Source organism: Blautia sp. AF26-2 (assembly GCF_003460955.1).
GTDB lineage: Bacteria > Bacillota > Clostridia > Lachnospirales > Lachnospiraceae > Fusicatenibacter > Fusicatenibacter saccharivorans.
In genome coordinates this window covers 90,635-106,783 of the sequence record NZ_QTWD01000005.1, presented here as the reverse complement: position 1 = coordinate 106,783, position 16,149 = coordinate 90,635, and the positions used below count along the sequence as shown (strand labels likewise).

Annotated in this window: 11 protein-coding genes; 2 read left to right on the top strand and 9 right to left on the bottom strand. The window is 44.3% G+C overall.

The genetic code is table 11. The features are described 5' to 3' along the window. Window positions 1-31 precede the first annotated feature (31 nt). Both DWY63_RS08030 and DWY63_RS08025 read right to left on the bottom strand, forming a co-directional pair. Window positions 32-793: a sulfite exporter TauE/SafE family protein gene (locus DWY63_RS08030; RefSeq protein WP_117801823.1), complete on the bottom strand. Its 762-nt coding sequence runs from the start codon at window positions 791-793 to the stop codon at window positions 32-34. Between the two features lie 140 nt (window positions 794-933). Beyond that, a complete protein-coding gene (locus tag DWY63_RS08025; RefSeq protein ID WP_117801822.1) occupies window positions 934-1,356 on the bottom strand; it encodes a MarR family winged helix-turn-helix transcriptional regulator in 423 nt (140 codons plus the stop codon). A gap of 225 nt (window positions 1,357-1,581) precedes the next feature. On the opposite strand from DWY63_RS08025, the gene DWY63_RS08020 reads away from it, so the two are divergent. Next, complete coding sequence (locus DWY63_RS08020; RefSeq protein ID WP_117801821.1) at window positions 1,582-2,922, top strand: MATE family efflux transporter; 1,341 nt, start codon at window positions 1,582-1,584, stop codon at window positions 2,920-2,922. A 211-nt stretch (window positions 2,923-3,133) separates the two neighbouring features. On the opposite strand, the gene DWY63_RS08015 is transcribed toward DWY63_RS08020, so the two are convergent. The 3 genes from DWY63_RS08015 to DWY63_RS08005 all read right to left on the bottom strand — a co-directional run bounded on the left by DWY63_RS08015 (window position 3,134) and on the right by DWY63_RS08005 (window position 5,771). Beyond that, the gene (locus tag DWY63_RS08015; RefSeq protein ID WP_117801820.1) at window positions 3,134-3,874 is read right to left on the bottom strand and encodes an energy-coupling factor ABC transporter ATP-binding protein; all 741 of its coding nucleotides are present in this window, start codon (window positions 3,872-3,874) and stop codon (window positions 3,134-3,136) included. A gap of 110 nt (window positions 3,875-3,984) precedes the next feature. Further along, window positions 3,985-4,755, bottom strand: coding sequence for a cobalt ECF transporter T component CbiQ (gene cbiQ, locus DWY63_RS08010; protein WP_117801819.1), 771 nt, complete (start codon window positions 4,753-4,755; stop codon window positions 3,985-3,987). A gap of 23 nt (window positions 4,756-4,778) precedes the next feature. Continuing rightward, the gene (locus tag DWY63_RS08005; protein WP_055267214.1) at window positions 4,779-5,771 is read right to left on the bottom strand and encodes an energy-coupling factor ABC transporter permease; all 993 of its coding nucleotides are present in this window, start codon (window positions 5,769-5,771) and stop codon (window positions 4,779-4,781) included. Between the two features lie 434 nt (window positions 5,772-6,205). Here DWY63_RS08005 and DWY63_RS08000 point away from each other — a divergent pair, with 434 nt between their 5' ends. After that, on the top strand, window positions 6,206-7,663 hold the full coding sequence (locus DWY63_RS08000; RefSeq protein WP_117801818.1) for an alpha-L-fucosidase: 1,458 nt from the start codon (window positions 6,206-6,208) through the stop codon (window positions 7,661-7,663). Window positions 7,664-7,892: 229 nt separating this feature from the next. On the opposite strand, the gene DWY63_RS07995 is transcribed toward DWY63_RS08000, so the two are convergent. The 4 genes from DWY63_RS07995 to DWY63_RS07980 are packed head-to-tail and all read right to left on the bottom strand — an operon-like array spanning window position 7,893 to window position 16,044. Further along, a complete protein-coding gene (locus DWY63_RS07995) occupies window positions 7,893-11,261 on the bottom strand; it encodes a TIM-barrel domain-containing protein (protein WP_117801817.1) in 3,369 nt (1,122 codons plus the stop codon). Between the two features lie 25 nt (window positions 11,262-11,286). Then, on the bottom strand, window positions 11,287-12,996 hold the full coding sequence (locus DWY63_RS07990; protein ID WP_117801816.1) for a glycoside hydrolase family 13 protein: 1,710 nt from the start codon (window positions 12,994-12,996) through the stop codon (window positions 11,287-11,289). 1 nt (window position 12,997) lies between these two features. Then, the gene (locus DWY63_RS07985) at window positions 12,998-14,338 is read right to left on the bottom strand and encodes an alpha-galactosidase (RefSeq protein ID WP_117801815.1); all 1,341 of its coding nucleotides are present in this window, start codon (window positions 14,336-14,338) and stop codon (window positions 12,998-13,000) included. A gap of 38 nt (window positions 14,339-14,376) precedes the next feature. Next, on the bottom strand, window positions 14,377-16,044 hold the full coding sequence (locus tag DWY63_RS07980; protein ID WP_117801814.1) for a glycoside hydrolase family 66 protein: 1,668 nt from the start codon (window positions 16,042-16,044) through the stop codon (window positions 14,377-14,379). Between the last annotated feature and the right edge of the window lie 105 nt (window positions 16,045-16,149).

The window sequence follows — 16,149 nt, the reverse complement described above, 5'->3', positions numbered from 1 at the left end:
TTGAAAACTTCTAAAGTGTCAGTCGACGTAGTTAGAAAAACAGCATCACCACTCCCAGCGCACAAAGCAAAATTCCCGTCACGCGGTTCAACATTTTCACATTTGCCCCGTTGGCCCATTTCGCTCCAATCTGTGCAAAGACCAGGGTACTGATGACACAGGCAATCAGAATTGGAATGTCCGGCGCGCCGCCGATATAAAAATGGGAGATCGCACCGGTCAGAGCTGTAAAGGTCATAATAAAGACGCTCGTTCCAACTCCTGTTTTCAGTTCATATCCAAGCACGCTGGTCAGCACCAGAAGCAGCATCATGCCACCGCCTGCTCCGACAAATCCACAGATAAATCCAATCACAACACCGCAGAGAATCGACTGCTGGATTTTCTGTTTTTCTGATTTATTTGCCTGTACTTCTTTCGTTGTCATAATCGGACGGATGATAAATTTCAGTCCGACAAACAGTGTCATCACTTTCGAAAATCCGCCCATGGTTCCATTTGGCACAAGCGAAGATACGAAGCTGCCGACCAGTGTAAAAATCAGAACAGATATCAGCATAATCACGCCATGGCGGATATCAATGTTTTTATTCTTTTTATAAGTCCAGGCACTTACTCCTGATGCCAGCACATCCGATGCCAGCGCAATGCCAATCGCCTGATAAGCCGGCATGTGTAAAAAGGTAATCAGCATCGGTGAAACAACGGCCGCTGCGGAGAGTCCCGCAAGTCCCGTGCCAAGGCCGGCGCCAAGACCAGCCACAATACATACGATAAGTTGTGTTATTGTCATAGTTTTTCTGTCATCCGCTTAGATCCGTTGCACTTTTCCTGTACTTTGCCATTTAGGGGCAGATGACTGTTTTCCTCCTCTTTCTGTTTTTGTTTTGTCTTATTTTTCTATTATGTTCTTCTCTCTGGCTTTCAGCGTTTTTATTTTTCCGTCACGTTCCTCCGAATCAGCTCGCATAATCTGAGAAATTCTTCCCTGTCTTCTCTGGAAATTCCGGAAAACAACGATTCTCCAAACGCTCTCTGGCAATCCTGTCCAAAGCGGATAATTTCTGATGCACTTTCTTCTAGCTTCAAATGCACTTTCTTGCGATCCGCCGCATCTGTTTCTTTTTGAATGTATCCTTTTTCACACAGCTTGTTCACTGCCAGTGAAACATGCGATTTCTGCATTTTCCGCACACGCACAATATCCACTGCAAGATCAAACTGGCTGTTATTCGCAAGAAACAGCAGAACATCCACTTCCGCAGCTGACAGATCATAACGCACCATGACCTTTTTTCGGTACTTGGCGTATTTTCGTTCTACCTCCACTGCAAATTGCCATTGTTCATCAAACATACTTTTTCACCTTCTTTTTTAACTTGATATTCTTATTTGTTCTATTTTGAACTTTTTTGTATAATAGTTCTTTTTTGAACATTTGTCAAGGAGTGCACACGGAAAACGTTCGAACTTATAAATCTAAAGTATTTTTATAAAGTGCAGAAAATTATATTCTTGACTCTATAATTATTGTAGGGTTTACTATAATCGTAATATTCTACAACAGGAGGTTTCCCTATCATGGAACGAAACTTAACAACCGGCAGTATCTGGAAAAATATTTTCTATTTTTCGCTGCCTTATCTCTTATCGTATTTTCTGCAGACGCTCTACGGCATGGCAGATCTTTTCATCATCGGACAGTTTGAAGGCGCGGCCGGTACAACAGCCGTTTCCATCGGCAGTCAGGTTATGCATATGATTACCGTTATCATCGTGGGACTTGCCATGGGAACGACTGTCAGCATCGCGCAGGCCGTCGGCGCAAAAGATAAAAAGCAGGCATCACGCTGCACAGGAAATACCATCACTTTATTTCTCGGTGTTTCCGTCGTGCTGATGGTAATCCTGCTTCTTCTGGTAAAACCGATCGTACTTGTGATGTCCACACCATCCGAAGCCGTTTCCGGCACCGTCGCTTATCTGACGATCTGTTTCATTGGTATTCCATTTATCACCGCGTATAATATCATCAGTTCCATCTTCCGTGGACTTGGTGATTCGAAAAGCCCGATGTACTTCATCGCAGTCGCATGTGCGGCCAATATCACACTCGACTATCTCTTTATGGGCGCCCTGCATCTTGGTCCATCCGGTGCCGCGCTTGGAACCACGCTTTCCCAGACACTCAGCGTCATTCTGGCACTGATTGCGATCCGCAAACGTGATACCGGCATCCGTCTTACCCGGTCGGATCTCTCCCCTCAGACAGCTGTGATGGGACAGATTCTTAAAATCGGTGTTCCGATCGCCCTGCAGGATGGTTTTATTCAGATCGCCTTTATCATCATTACCATCATCGCTAACCGGCGCGGTCTGGAAGCAGCGGCTGCAGTCGGTATTGTAGAGAAAATCATCAGCTTCCTGTTCCTGATTCCATCTTCCATGCTTTCCACTGTTTCGGCGCTCGGCGCGCAGAACATCGGTGCTGGAAAGCAGAAGCGTGCCGAACAGACCATGTGGTGTGCTGCACTGATTACTGTCGTTTTCGGACTGATCGTCGTTATTACGATTCAGTTTATTTCCGTTCCTGTGGTCGGTCTTTTCACAACAGATGCGGAGGTTGCACGCTTCGGCGGTCAGTATATCCGCGGTTATATCTGGGACTGCATTTTTGCTGGAGTCCACTTCACCTTCAGCGGCTATTTCTGTGCCTGCGGACGGTCGGAATTTTCCTTCCTGCACAATATCATTGCCATTCTGCTTGTCAGAATCCCCGGTGTGTATCTGACTTCCATCTGGTTCCCGGACACGCTGTTCCCGATGGGCATTGCAACGGCATGCGGATCTCTGACCTCTATTATTATCTGCCTGCTGGTGTTCCGGTACTTAAAGAAGAAACCGATTCGTACTGCTGCATAAATTTTCTTTGGAGATATCTTTATGACAGACGATCGCAGGAAATTACCTTAATTGACAACGGAATGACAAGCGATCCGGAAAAATTTGTAACAGAAATCCGAATCCCGATTCGACCTTCGGATTCTTTTTAAAAACAACAACCGGGAATATCTGATTTTTTGATTTCAGATATCCCCGGTTGTTGTTTTCTTTTGTTTTTTTTCGGCCTTTTCTACCACACCGGCTTCTGCAGGCAGAACGGCAGTTCCAGTCCATTTTCCTCGAGAAGTTCCTGGTTCGTCAAAATTTCTTTTGCATCTCCATCGCAGACAATGCGCCCGCCGGACATCAGAATCACGCGACTGCACGTTTCCAGAATCATGTCGAGATCGTGCGATGCGATGATTTTCAGATGTTCAAAATCGTTCAGAATGTGGATCAGTGATCTGCGGTTTCTTGGATCGAGTGCAATCGATGGCTCGTCCATCAGGATAATATCCGGTGTCATAGCGAGAATCGTCGCGATCGATGCCATCTTTTTTTCTCCGCCCGACATTTTGTAAATTTGTTTGTCCCGCAGATGCTCGATGTGAATCTGTTTCAGTGCATGGTTTACACGTTTTTCCACCTCTTCCTCCGGCAGCCCGTAATTTCGCGGAGCAAATGCAACATCCTCAAATACCGTCGACATGAAAAGCTGGCTGTCGGAATCCTGGAAGACATAGCCGATTTTTTCGCGCACTTTGGGAAGCATCTCTTTTACAACCGGCATTTCCTCCACACGGATGCTGCCTTCGTAGTCCAGATTCAGTCCCACCAGAAGTTTCAGCAGCGTCGATTTTCCAACACCGTTCGCGCCGATCAGTCCGATGCTGTCATTTTCGTGTGCGGTAAATGTGATGTCCTGCAGAATCGGGACTGTTTTTTCGTAAGAATAATTAACATGTTCAAAATTGATGTGAATATGGCTCATTTTTGATATCTCCCGACAATTCTTTCCTCTTCCGCGTGCAGGCCACTGCACCGGGTTGCTTTTCTACATCTTCCGACTCGTTGCAAATAGATGTCTTCCCACGCAGCGCTTCATCCCGTTACTTTCAGTACGGCAAAAAGTACAAGCCACACACCCATATACAGCCAGTCCTTCGCTTTGCACGGCTCCTTCGCTGTATAGTAAAATTCTCCCTGATAGCCACGCAAAGTCATGCTTTCATACACCTCATTTGCGCGGTCCATGCTGCGCAGAAGCAGCTGGCCGGCCAGTGTTCCCCATACCTTGAAATGAACACCCTTCTGATTCGGCGCGCGCAGACTGTACGCCTGGGTCATACGGTTTGCCTCTTCAAGAAGCACCGTGACATAGCGGTACGTCAGCAGCACCTGTGTCACCAGAATGGCAGGGATATGAACCAGACGCAGTGCATAACAGATTTTCTCGATGGATGTTGTCGCAATCAGAAGATACGCCGCCAGTACGCTGTAAATACCTTTGATCATCAGCGTCACCATGGAAAGCATCCCTGCTGTCAGCGGAGCAGTACCAATATGCCCGATTACCTGACGGTCAAAGATCGGATTGAACAGCCCCACAAAGCAGACGAGCGGCAGGACAATCCGAAGCCGCCGGATACTGTCACGGAATGAAATTTCGCCGACGATAAAGAGTACAATCGGATAAATTCCCATGCGCAACAGGCCGGTCAGATCGTATTTTGGAAAGGACATGGTTACGGTCAGAAAAACAACCGTTAAAACAAGTTTAACCAGCGGATGAAGCTTGTTCACCCACTGGTCCTTTGCCGCAAGCATATCCATATGATGGATTTCATATAGTGCATTGCCAAGTTTATTCATTTCTTTCTCCTGTTCCGTGCAGCTTATGACTTTTTCTTTTTAAAGAAACGGAATGCATAGCATGCACCGACACAGACAATAAGAACAACTGCGGATCCCGCAATTCCGGAAAAGCTGGTTCCAAACGTGGAATCGGAATTTTTAAATCCATAGTCCGGCAGAAGTGCCGTTTTTTCCTGAATTTCTTCCGCCGCTGCATGTGCGCCGGTTCCGTCGTTTTCCAGTTCCGTCGAACCAGTCAGACGCTCCATAGACCACTCAAGTCCATCCGGATTGGAGGATGCCGCAAGAGAAACGGCTCCGCCGATCACCAGTGCTGCGATTCCTAAGATCGCAATTGTCTTCTTGAAAGAAAATCGGCTCTTTGCCCTTTCTTCGCTGCACGAAAGCATCTCCGGGCGGGCTTCATAGACGAACAGCAGAACGGCCGCTGTAATCAGGCCTTCTACAAGACCAATCACGAGATGAATCGGCTGCATTGTTGCCACAAATACCGAAAACGGCAGATCCGTTATGCCGGATGCAAGTGTTTCCAGTGCCACACTAAAAGCGCCAAGCTGCAGCGTCACCACGCACCCAAGGATGGAAGCACCTACAATCTTTCCGCGCGACATTCCCTTTTTCATCATCGGACGCCAGAACAGGAAATAACCGAGAAAGCACCCATAAAACGCCATATTCCAGATGTTGCACCCGAGCGCCAGAAGACCGCCGTCCGCAAACAGCAGACACTGGATCAGCAGCACACCGATCATTGTTAAAAACGCGGCATACGGTCCGAGCAACGCGGTCAGCATCATACCGCCGCAGAGATGACCACTCGAGCCTGTGCCCGGAATTGTAAAGTTAATCATCTGCGCCGCAAAGACAAACGCACCCATCACTCCCATCACTGGGATCTTTTTCGGGTCGCTCTCCAGGCGTACTTTTTTTACAGAAAAGCCAGCTACTCCGCCGGAACAGACATACATTGTTGCAGCCACTGCAGGCGCAACCAGCGCATCAGCCATATGCATAATGTTCTCCTCCTTTTTGGTTTCTGTTTTTTTCTTTTTTTACTTTACTACGCTAAAATTCGTCCTGCAAGCCCCCGTGGGGGTTATTTTTTGGGATTTTTTTATGATCCTTTTTGTTCACTTTTACCGATTTTTTATGAACATTTTGTTTAAATTTAAAGGGTGACTTTTTAACATTTATATGGTATTCTATAGACAACACAGACGGATATCCCGGTGTCGGGAGTCCGTACACACACTATCTCGAGGACAGGATTCCTGTCCGATCCGCGGCCGCCTGCACGTCATCGGGTCGCCGCGGTTTTTTCTACAGAAAAAAGCCCTCCGGGCAGGATTCTTTCTTATTTTAGTGCCAAAACCGGCTCTTTAACGGGTTCTGGCTGTATTTTCGAGTATTGGTGTGAATTTCATCTTGACGAGAAGGAGACTCTCTTATGAGCACAGAGAACTTAGAACACGAAGATCAAAACAGAACAACGGAACCGATCATCGATATCCTGGGCAATGAAGCGCCCTCTGATCCAGAACAGGAAATTGTTTCCCAGGGTGTCCACAACTACAGCGCCGCTGAAACGTATGTGTGTCCGACCGATCCGGCTGTTCTGCAGCAGCTCGAATGGTTCCGGGATCAGAAGCTTGCGCTGATGATGCATTTTGGATTGTACTGCCAGCCCGGCATGGTTGCCTCCTGGGCATTAAGCGACAAGGATTCAGACTGGTCCCGCCACCAGGTAAACTGGACGGACGGCGAAACCTTTAAAAAACAGTATTTCGGCCTGAATCGTTCGTTTAATCCGGTCCGCTTTCAGCCGGAGGAATGGGCGCAGATGGCAGAGGACTGCGGATTCCGTTATCTTCTTCTGACCACAAAGCATCACGACGGATTCTGCCTCTGGGACACCAAATATACAGATTATAAAACAACTGCAGAGGACTGCCCGTTCCATGAACATAAAAATGCGGATATCGTAAAATCCATGTTTGATGCATTCCGTGCAAAAGGCATCGGCATCGGTGCTTATTTTTCCAAAGCCGACTGGCACTGCCCGGACTACTGGAATGAAGATCTGAGAAAAGATGGTCTGACATCCCGCGGACCTTCCTACGATCCGAAGGAATATCCCAAGGTGTGGAACCGTTTTAAAGAATATACAAAAAATCAGGTTCTGGAGCTCTGTGAGAATTACGGTAAGCTGGATATTCTCTGGTTCGACGCGGGCTGGGTCTCTGAGAGCAACGGCCAGGATATTGAGCTTGGAAAGATCGTTGAGGAAGCACGTAAGATTCAGCCGTGGATTCTCTCCGTTGACCGTACAATCGGCGGTGCTTACGAAAACTACGTGACACCGGAGCTCTGCATTCCGGAAGAACCGCTGAACGTTCCGTGGGAAAGCTGCCTTACCCTCGGCGTTGACTTTACGTACGAATACGGCGACCATTATAAATCTCCGCGTGAGCTTGTCGGCATGCTTGTCAACATCGTTGCCAAAGGCGGCAACATGGCACTGAACGTCAGCCCACAGCCAGACGGCCGCATCCCGGTCGATGCCTGGGACAGCCTGAACGGTTTTGGCCAGTGGATGAAAACTTTCGGCGATGCTATCTACGGAACCCGCGTCTGCGCGCCGTACCAGAGCGGAACCCTTTCGTTCACACAGAAAGGTGATTCTGTCTATGTATTCCGGTTATATCCGACGGTACAGGAATCGGTAGAGGCAGAAATTTTCGTACCGTATACCGAGGCGAAGATTTCGGAGATCTGTATGGTGGAAAACGGAGAAAATGTTGCATTCAAAGAAGTCGAAGGCGGCATTTGTATGACCGTCCCGGCAGGATTCAGACGAGGCTCCGCACCGATTGCGCTGGTGTTTGAGATGAAGAAAGAGCGGTAAATTTTTAATAATCGAAAAGGGCTGTACAGTGTGACTGTTCAGCCCTTTTCATAATTATTAAGATACCTTGGAAAAACCTGTTACTTTTTACAATTTAAAATTTGCTTTTCATTAGAGCGTGTCTGAAAAGGCTTGATGTATCCCAAACAAAGGGGTTCTGATTTCAAATCAGCGACTTATATGTTCTGTTCTCACCCTACTGTTTATCAGATTTTCCTTAATGTTTATCTTATTTTTTTTGTATTTTTATCACCGATTCGGCAGATGGATTAATTTTCACCAGGATACCCTCTTCCAACTCCAGATAACCTTCCGTGAAATACAGACCTTCTCTCGCAGTCACTTTTGTTAATGTTCTTCCGTTTACGATAGCTTCTGTATTTTTCCAATGAATTCCCGCCAGCATTACATAAAGCTCTACTGTTTTTCCTGAAATTTGGAGCTGTATAGTTTCGCCATTTTTTTCCATGCCACAACATGTTTTGGCACCGGATCTCTCATACAATGTTTCTTTTACGATACTGTCATTCTGCGGCACCACGGCCAAAATCATTTCGGTTTCCGATTCGCTCATACTTTCTCCAAGTTTCAGACTTTCATTCAGTCGAAGTGGAAGAAAACTTCCTTCTCGAATGTACACCGGTATTTTATCAATTGGCACCTCAACGCTCCTCTGCACCGGACCGGAAATTTCATCATTTAAATTCCACAGACTAATCCACCGTCCCTCAGGAAAATAGATTTCCCGCTCTTCTGTTTCATCAGAAACCGGCGCAACCAGAAGATCTTCTCCGAAAAGATATTCGTCCCATACCTTTGTTGCTTCCTGATCTTCTGGATACATCATCGCAAGCGGACGCATCATCGGTATTCCCAGTTTGTGAGCTTCTGCTGCTACACTTACAATATATGGACGAAGATTTTCCCGCAGCCACGTATAATAACGATAAACTTTCACTGTAAAAGCATCGTATTCCCACGGCTCTCTCGGCTCCGTTCCATGGAAACGCATCAATGGACAAAATGCAGCATACTCTGTCCACCGGAGATATGTTTCCTGATCTGGGAATCCATCATAACCTCCCGCATCAACACCCCAGAATGGAAGTCCAGAAGCAGCTGCAGAAAGGCCTCCTGCAATCGCATATTTCAGTCCCTGGAAACTGGTCAGCTGATCCCCGCCGAACTGACACGCAAAGTGTTGAGATCCGGGTGCAGCGCCTCTTGTATAAAGAACATGGTCATCTCCATATTTTTGTTCAAATAACTCTCTATAATTTTTCGCATACTGATAGGCATACGCGTTATGCATCTCATCGCCGCGTCTTCCATCATAAAAAACTGCCTCGTCCGGTACAACATCTCCAAAGTCAACCATACTTCCACGAATACCTGCATCCATACGATCCTTCCACTGTGCTGCCAGAAGCTCTTTCGCACGCGGATGGGAGAAATCGATATACACCGGAAGTTTTTCTTCCTCATCATTTTTATTTCTCGTAATCGGAAGCTCCTCCTTCGGGCATTCCGGCAACAATTCCTGCGCCAATTCCTGCGTCATATTAGGGAACTGCCAGGAAAACACCTTGAATCCATGACGTTCTCCAAACGATACAACTTTGTATAATTCCTCTTTTTTATATTCTCCAAAAAAGGTAGCTCCTGCTCCTTCTGCATAAAAGCCGGAATGCGGAATATCGAGTTCATGGAACTTTTTCATTGCCGCCATCTGCTCCAGCGCAATATCCTGTAACGGACCGTTTCTCCATCTTCCGCCGCCACCGCCAGCCCATGGTTCAAATACCCATTCCGGTGGGAAAATCGGAAGCCCTGTGAGCGTTCCGTAAGCAGTCAGCGCCTCACGCGGTGTTCCGCTCCAAATATAAAAATCAAAAACATCTCCAAGTGCTTCCACCGAAAGATAGTCTTGCACAGCATCTCCCACATCCATCCGCATCCGATATGAAGTATTTGCAAAAAAGCTGAAACCATCACTTGTGTGTACCAATGGAATGTTTTTATACGCCTGGTTTCCAATGGATGCAAGACATCCCTCACAAGCATCTCTCTGCCACAGTGCAACGGTTTTTCCATACTGGTTCACGCTGTCAAAACGTTCTCCAAATCCATAAATGGCACTGTTTTCCCGAATTGAAAATCGAATTCGCGAAGCCGAAACACTTTCCTTTTCAAATATAAACGAAATATTTTTCAGATTTGTGATTGCTTTTCTATCAATAGAAATTTCCAGTGTTTCTTTCTGGAGTATCATCTCATGCTCTTTGCTTCTGATTATATATGCATGCTCTGATTCTTCCACAGAAAATGCTTCCGGCTGTCCATCAAAGAAGCCTTTCTTTCCAGAGACCATTCGGAAACCACCGACCACAGGATAAATCATGAGCTCCCATGTTCTCTCTTTTGATTCAACACAAATCGTTACATGATCTTTTGTTTCCAGAACATGTCCAATTTCACTACATGATGTCCATTTTTCCAGATCCTGGTTTCCAAAGCTGTGATCCGCATACCACCATGCACTGCAAGTTCTTAAAAACGTAAGATAACGATCCAGCTCAGCAGCTGCTTCCTCCCATCGGTTTTCTCTTAACCGCTCATTCACTAAACGCTTTTCTACCCATGGGTCCATAGGCTTCCATGGATTTGCAACTTCCTGGTTAAAGAAAAAGTCAAAGCCCTCCAATGTCAGACTGTCCTGCCAGCGCTGTGCAATTCGGATTCTATCTGTCAGATTTTCTCTCGTTGTTGGTTCCACACTCTTTTGTAGCTGATAAATTTCCCTCCGTTCTTCCGTACTAGTTTTTTCCAACACTCCTGGTCTCTGCCAGTGGCAAATTCCGGACGGCATGACAAAGACAATGCCGTTCTCCGTTTTCGTTTCCCCCTTTTCTCCAAAAGATACCTCAAGAAAAGTCTCTGGATCATATTCAAATCGATCCGAATAATTCACATTCAGATCTAATGGTGTTGGGCAGAGAACTTCACTTGACTGATGTTTTTTTCGATAGACTTGAAGATCAAAAGACTTCTCTTTCTCCGGCTTTCCGCCAAAAAGCATCCACGGTATTGCAAATAAAGCGTACCATCTGTCCTGCAGAATATCTACTGTTACAGAATACTGCTCTTTCGAAATTGCCGTTTTTTCTCCCTGGTCTTTTCCCTCTCCCAGATATGCCTGATCTCCGCTAAGATATGTCATTCCTTTTTCTACAAAAGCACTGCTACTGCCATCCCGTTTTGCTGTGAAAACTGCAAAATCCCTTCTTGAAAACTCTCTTCCTGAAAGTGCAACTTCTACTTGATCTTTTCGTTTTACTGTTAGCTCTGTAACGGTATTTTCTTCTTTCAAGATATGATGATTTTTTTCTTCCATGTTTTCAAACAAAACAAACAGCTTTTCTGCTGTATACAGAAGTTTACATCTTGTTGGTGTAACTGGAGACGGATTTCCTCCCGCGCGGAAAAAATCCCGTATCGTAGCCGCCTCTCCCCACTCCACAGAATCATATTTCAGATTCTCCGTTTTCTGTTCTTTTCCCAGAATAATTGATGAAACCCCAAATTTCAGTTTTCCCATAAAGAACTCCTTTCCCGCAGTTTTTTCAACTGCAGATTTCTTCTATTATTTCTCCATTTTTTCTGCACACAATGTAAAAATTTCCCTTTGAAATCAAAATTGATCTAGCGTTTTCGACTGTAATCTCTACTGTGTCATCACTGTCATTTACAAAAATTTCTATTATCTCCGTTTCATTTTCACGCGCAAAACCATATACGCGTCCATCTGCCAAAACTGTTGTAAACGAACCGTTTCGTATGGCAGAATGTTTTTTTCGAAACTGAATCAGTCTCTGATAAAAACGGAAACTCTCTTTTTCTCCCGGATTTTCTTGCCACGTCATACACTTTCGACAGTCCGGATCATTTTCTCCGTCAATTCCTGCTTCGTCCCCATAATAAATGGACGGCGAACCCGGAAACATCATCTGCACAACAACACCAAGTTTAAAGGAATCTAACCGATGACTACAACTGTTGATAAAACGCTTGGTATCATGTGTGTCCAATGCATTAAACATAGCCATATTAGTTTCATCAGGATGTCGCGACAATGCAGTTTCCAACCGATGGCCAAATGTTTCGGCGTTAATACTCCGTTCTGCAAAAAAGTCCAGCATTGCCTGGCGGAAAGAATAATTCATAATACTGTCCATTTCACATCCGTTCAGCAGTCGTTTTCCCTCTGCCCATGTTTCACCAATCAGAACAAGTTCCGGGTTCAAGCGTTTGAGTCGATCTCTGATTTTGAGAACAAAATTCTCATCAATTTCATCAATCACATCAAAGCGATATCCATCCACTTGTACTTCCCGTACCCAGTATTCCAGTACATTCAAAAGATACTCCTGTACCTTCTCGTTTCCTGTATTCAGTTTTGGCATGCCAGCAAATCCAAAAAAACATTCATAACAGTCTGCCTCTTCCCTTACCGGAAAACGAGTAATATGATACCAGCTCTGATACTCTGATTTTTCTTGCTTTTTTAAAAGATCAGCAAATGCAAAAAAATCTGTTCCAGTATGATTAAACACAGCATCTAAAATAACCCTTATGTTTTTTTCATGTGCTTCTTTGACCAGAACTCGCAGATCTTCATTGATTCCAAAATGAGGATCTACTTTATAGTAATCCGTCGTATCGTATTTATGATTTGAAGGAGACGTAAACACCGGGTTCAAATAAATACATTCTACTCCAAGCTCTGCCAGATAGCTAAGCGATTTTCGGATTCCATCCAGATTTCCGCCCATAAAGTTGGAAGCTGTCGGTTTACTTCCCCACGCCACACAATCCTCCGGCGCATAAGACGGATTTCCTTTGCGGAAGCGCTCTGGAAATATCTGATAGTAAATCGTTCCTTGACTCCATTTGGGTGGCATATACTCTACAGTACACTTATTGGCATATGCATATTCGAAAAAGCCGGAATCCGGACATTTTTCAACTGTTCCCCACGCATTATACCAACGCGTATCCCCGTTTTTTCCCGTCACTCGAAAATAATATTGAAGATATCTCGCCGGCTTTTGAAAAGAAACCACTGCCGTATATACAACCGATGTTCCTAAATGGTACTGCTCTGACATTCTTTCTTCTTTCGTTGTTTCTTCTCTGTGATTCTTATGAAAATAAACCAACGTACACGTTTCTATGTCCCCACTCGCTGCCCGGAAAGAAAATCTCAGATGAAACCGATCCGGTGCATAAATTTCCGGGTACATCCCGCTGTGATAAAAAGCAGCCAGATTCATACTAACTCCTTTCCGAAAGTTTCAGTACCCGGCATCCATGTGGCGGAAGCATGGTATGAAAGCTCTTCATTTCTCCAAGATCTTCATGCATCCAAAGATCCCTGACATTGGCAGCTCTGCACAATAACACTTGTTTAAAATCAATCTCTACTTCTTTTTCTTCTGCATCTCTATTAAATACGGAAAGAATAATCTCTCCTGTTGCTTCTTTTCCAATCCAGATGGTACTGTCCGGATTTTTGGTATCCGTTGACAATGGGAAGGATAAAATTTCTTTTTTATTCAACGCAAGAAGTTCCTCATTCTGATAAATCCATGCCCGATCTTTGATCGTATCATACTGATCTGCGATATCCAGCGGCGCTCCCGCAATCAGTTCCAGCGATACAGCCGATTTGCACTCCTCATCATTTGCAAAGGTATTCAGGCGAAGCATATCCGCATCCATGATCATGTTGTGGTCAGCAAAAATTTTTGACCAGTAAATCAGGCCTTCAAATGCTGTCGTGCACTGAGACCAATAATCAAAATGCAGTCCTCTGTTTCGATCACTAAAAGTATCCCAGCCTCCCGTACCGGAGTCTTCGTTAATACGCGCCATCTGTCCCATGCCAAACTCATTCTCACCATTGTTTTTCAAATGCGGCATAACAAGACTGATCATTATCTGATCCCCTGCTGCTTCCTTGATCCATTCGAGAACTTTTCGGTAATTTGCTGATCCATGATTTCTGCCAATCTGCTTTCCTTTATCCATTCCATCTTCGTACCAGGAAAGAAAATCAATTCGTAAAAAAGCTACATGGCAGTCAATAAAATACTTTACATATCCTTGCACATACTCTTTTGCTCCAGAACGATCTACATCCACCCAATACAATGCTCGATCTTCTCCATTTGGATAAGAAAAACGATCCCCCGTTATTTTTTTCTCATTTTCTCCATTATAAACATACGACAAATCTGTAATTTCCCGCACCGGAATATTTGTTCCTTTGACCAAAATTTCTTTGTTCTTTACCGCTGCCGGGCTGATCCAGGTCGGATTGTAGTAAACGCCGAGAGCCATTCCTCTCTCATTCAGATAGTCTGCCCAATATTTCCAATCATGTTTCCATGAATCATGATGACGAGTTAGATATCCATTTTCATTGATGCAGAAAGAATCCTCGATCCATCCATCTGTGCATACCATCTCGTATCCATATGGAACAAATTCCTTTGCTACCCAATCAATATTTTCTTTGAACCGTTCTTCTGGCATAAAAGTATTTTCAGTAAACTGTTTCTCATAGGTACACCAGTAAAGGGGTCCTGTTCTTTTATCTAATTTCAATCTCATGTAAAAACCCTCCTGTTTTTTTACCTACGCTCAGAATCCTATTCCAAACGCAGATATATAACAGAAAACACCAATAATTTGTCCAATTCAAATGTAATTTCCTGTCTTTGATCATCCCCTAGTTTTACTTTATAATACACTTCTTCTGGCTCCTGAATTTCACCGTCCGGTGTCACAACGTATATTTGTTTCTTTTCTCCCGGAAGTTTTGCCTTCACTTTTATCTTTTCTACACGCTGTGGGAATTCCTCATGTGTTCTATTCCAGTTCATGTCCGAAATTCCCGTAAAATTCACACATCGTATTGAAAATTCTCGTCCTCTCTTATAAATTTGAATCCATACCTTTCCTGCTTCCGGATACGGTGACCAATCAACATTTTCGAATATAAATTCTGAGTTGATTCCTCCTGCATACTGCATCGTCAGATCCGTCCAACTTTCCGGAAATAAAAGTCCGCCGTACGCGGTAATAAAATCATAATATTTTTTCAATATTTTTCGGAACGAATGTTCCCCAATTCTGCAGTTGTCCGGATAATATGCCTCTGTCAGAACACTTCCTTCCTCGCCCAATAGAAGATGGTATCCGCCAGAAGCGAAAATTGTTGCCATTGCAAGCTGCGCTGTAGATCCCTTCAGATTTCTTTCTGGTTCTGTTTTAAACGGATTCAAATACGCTGCCAGAATCACCCTCTTCTCATCTTTTGTTTCCCGAGCATGCGCAATCAAACGATATAGATCTCTATAAGTATCATTCGGCGACCAGACCTCTATATAAACACAATCTTCGCGACTCTTTTTTACCGAATCTACCGGCCAGTTATTTACTGCATTAAAAATGAACTGTTTTTCCGGGTATTTTTCTTTTGCTTCATTGATTAAATCGCCAAAATCATACGCCAGATCTCGAATGACATATTTTCCATTTTCCAAAATTAATGCCTCTTTCGGATCTCCGTATTGATCCATATGTACGCCATCAAAACCTTTTTCCAGCGCTTTTCCATATTCCTGTAAAATCCGTTTTCTCCACGCCGTTCCCCTGTGAATATCCATCAACCATATTTTGTCAATGAAAATCATTGGTTCTCCATTATCGTACCGATAGATACATTCCGGATGTTCTTCCTGAAATGATTCTGCACCGTAAACAGCGCCATATGCTATTGCCTTGGCACCGCAAGCGTGCACTCCTTCGATTTTTTTCGCAACAGCAGTCATCGAACCTTTTCTTCCCATGATATCTGTATAAATATCACTCTCCGGATAAAACTCATCATGGCGGTACATCCAGTCATAAAACTGAATCACATTCAAGTGCATTTCCCTGAAAAATTCCTGATACTCTTCTTTTTGTTTATCTTCCTCAGAAAAACTGCTAAGAAATCCATATCTTGGAGCTTCTGTCCAGCAATTCACAACATCAAATGCCGTGTAACAGCTCCCTAGTTTTTCAGTCTTTTGAAAGAATTCTATTTTTACCAGATATCCACCCGTTTTTTCTGAAATGCTTTCCGCAAGTGGAATATACACTCCTTGTTCCAGGGTACATTCCATTTTCAGATTTTCTCCCTGATACGTAAACAACGAAACTTTCACGTGATTTGCTTTCGTCGGCCCTGTTTTTTTTATTTCCAGCCAGACTCTTTCCCCAATTTCATACTGCGTTTTATTAGGTATTACATAAAACCCTGTATTTTCCATCTTCCACCCTCTCTTTCCATGAAATGTTTCGTTTGTTTTTGAGAAAGTCCCCTCTTCGAAATTAAACCGAAGACGGGACTTTCTCTCAAGAATCTTCGCAGGGAT

What these genes read in the sequence shown, in the direction of transcription:
- DWY63_RS08030 (WP_117801823.1), bottom strand. Translation starts at nt 793, where the DNA reads ATGACAATAACACAACTTATCGTATGTATTGTGGCTGGTCTTGGCGCC.
- cbiQ (WP_117801819.1), bottom strand. Translation starts at nt 4,755, where the DNA reads ATGAATAAACTTGGCAATGCACTATATGAAATCCATCATATGGATATG.
- DWY63_RS08005 (WP_055267214.1), bottom strand. Translation starts at nt 5,771, where the DNA reads ATGCATATGGCTGATGCGCTGGTTGCGCCTGCAGTGGCTGCAACAATG.
- DWY63_RS08025 (WP_117801822.1), bottom strand. Translation starts at nt 1,356, where the DNA reads ATGTTTGATGAACAATGGCAATTTGCAGTGGAGGTAGAACGAAAATAC.
- DWY63_RS08020 (WP_117801821.1), top strand. Translation starts at nt 1,582, where the DNA reads ATGGAACGAAACTTAACAACCGGCAGTATCTGGAAAAATATTTTCTAT.
- DWY63_RS08015 (WP_117801820.1), bottom strand. Translation starts at nt 3,874, where the DNA reads ATGAGCCATATTCACATCAATTTTGAACATGTTAATTATTCTTACGAA.
- DWY63_RS07980 (WP_117801814.1), bottom strand. Translation starts at nt 16,044, where the DNA reads ATGGAAAATACAGGGTTTTATGTAATACCTAATAAAACGCAGTATGAA.
- DWY63_RS08000 (WP_117801818.1), top strand. Translation starts at nt 6,206, where the DNA reads ATGAGCACAGAGAACTTAGAACACGAAGATCAAAACAGAACAACGGAA.
- DWY63_RS07990 (WP_117801816.1), bottom strand. Translation starts at nt 12,996, where the DNA reads ATGAATCTGGCTGCTTTTTATCACAGCGGGATGTACCCGGAAATTTAT.
- DWY63_RS07985 (WP_117801815.1), bottom strand. Translation starts at nt 14,338, where the DNA reads ATGAGATTGAAATTAGATAAAAGAACAGGACCCCTTTACTGGTGTACC.
- DWY63_RS07995 (WP_117801817.1), bottom strand. Translation starts at nt 11,261, where the DNA reads ATGGGAAAACTGAAATTTGGGGTTTCATCAATTATTCTGGGAAAAGAA.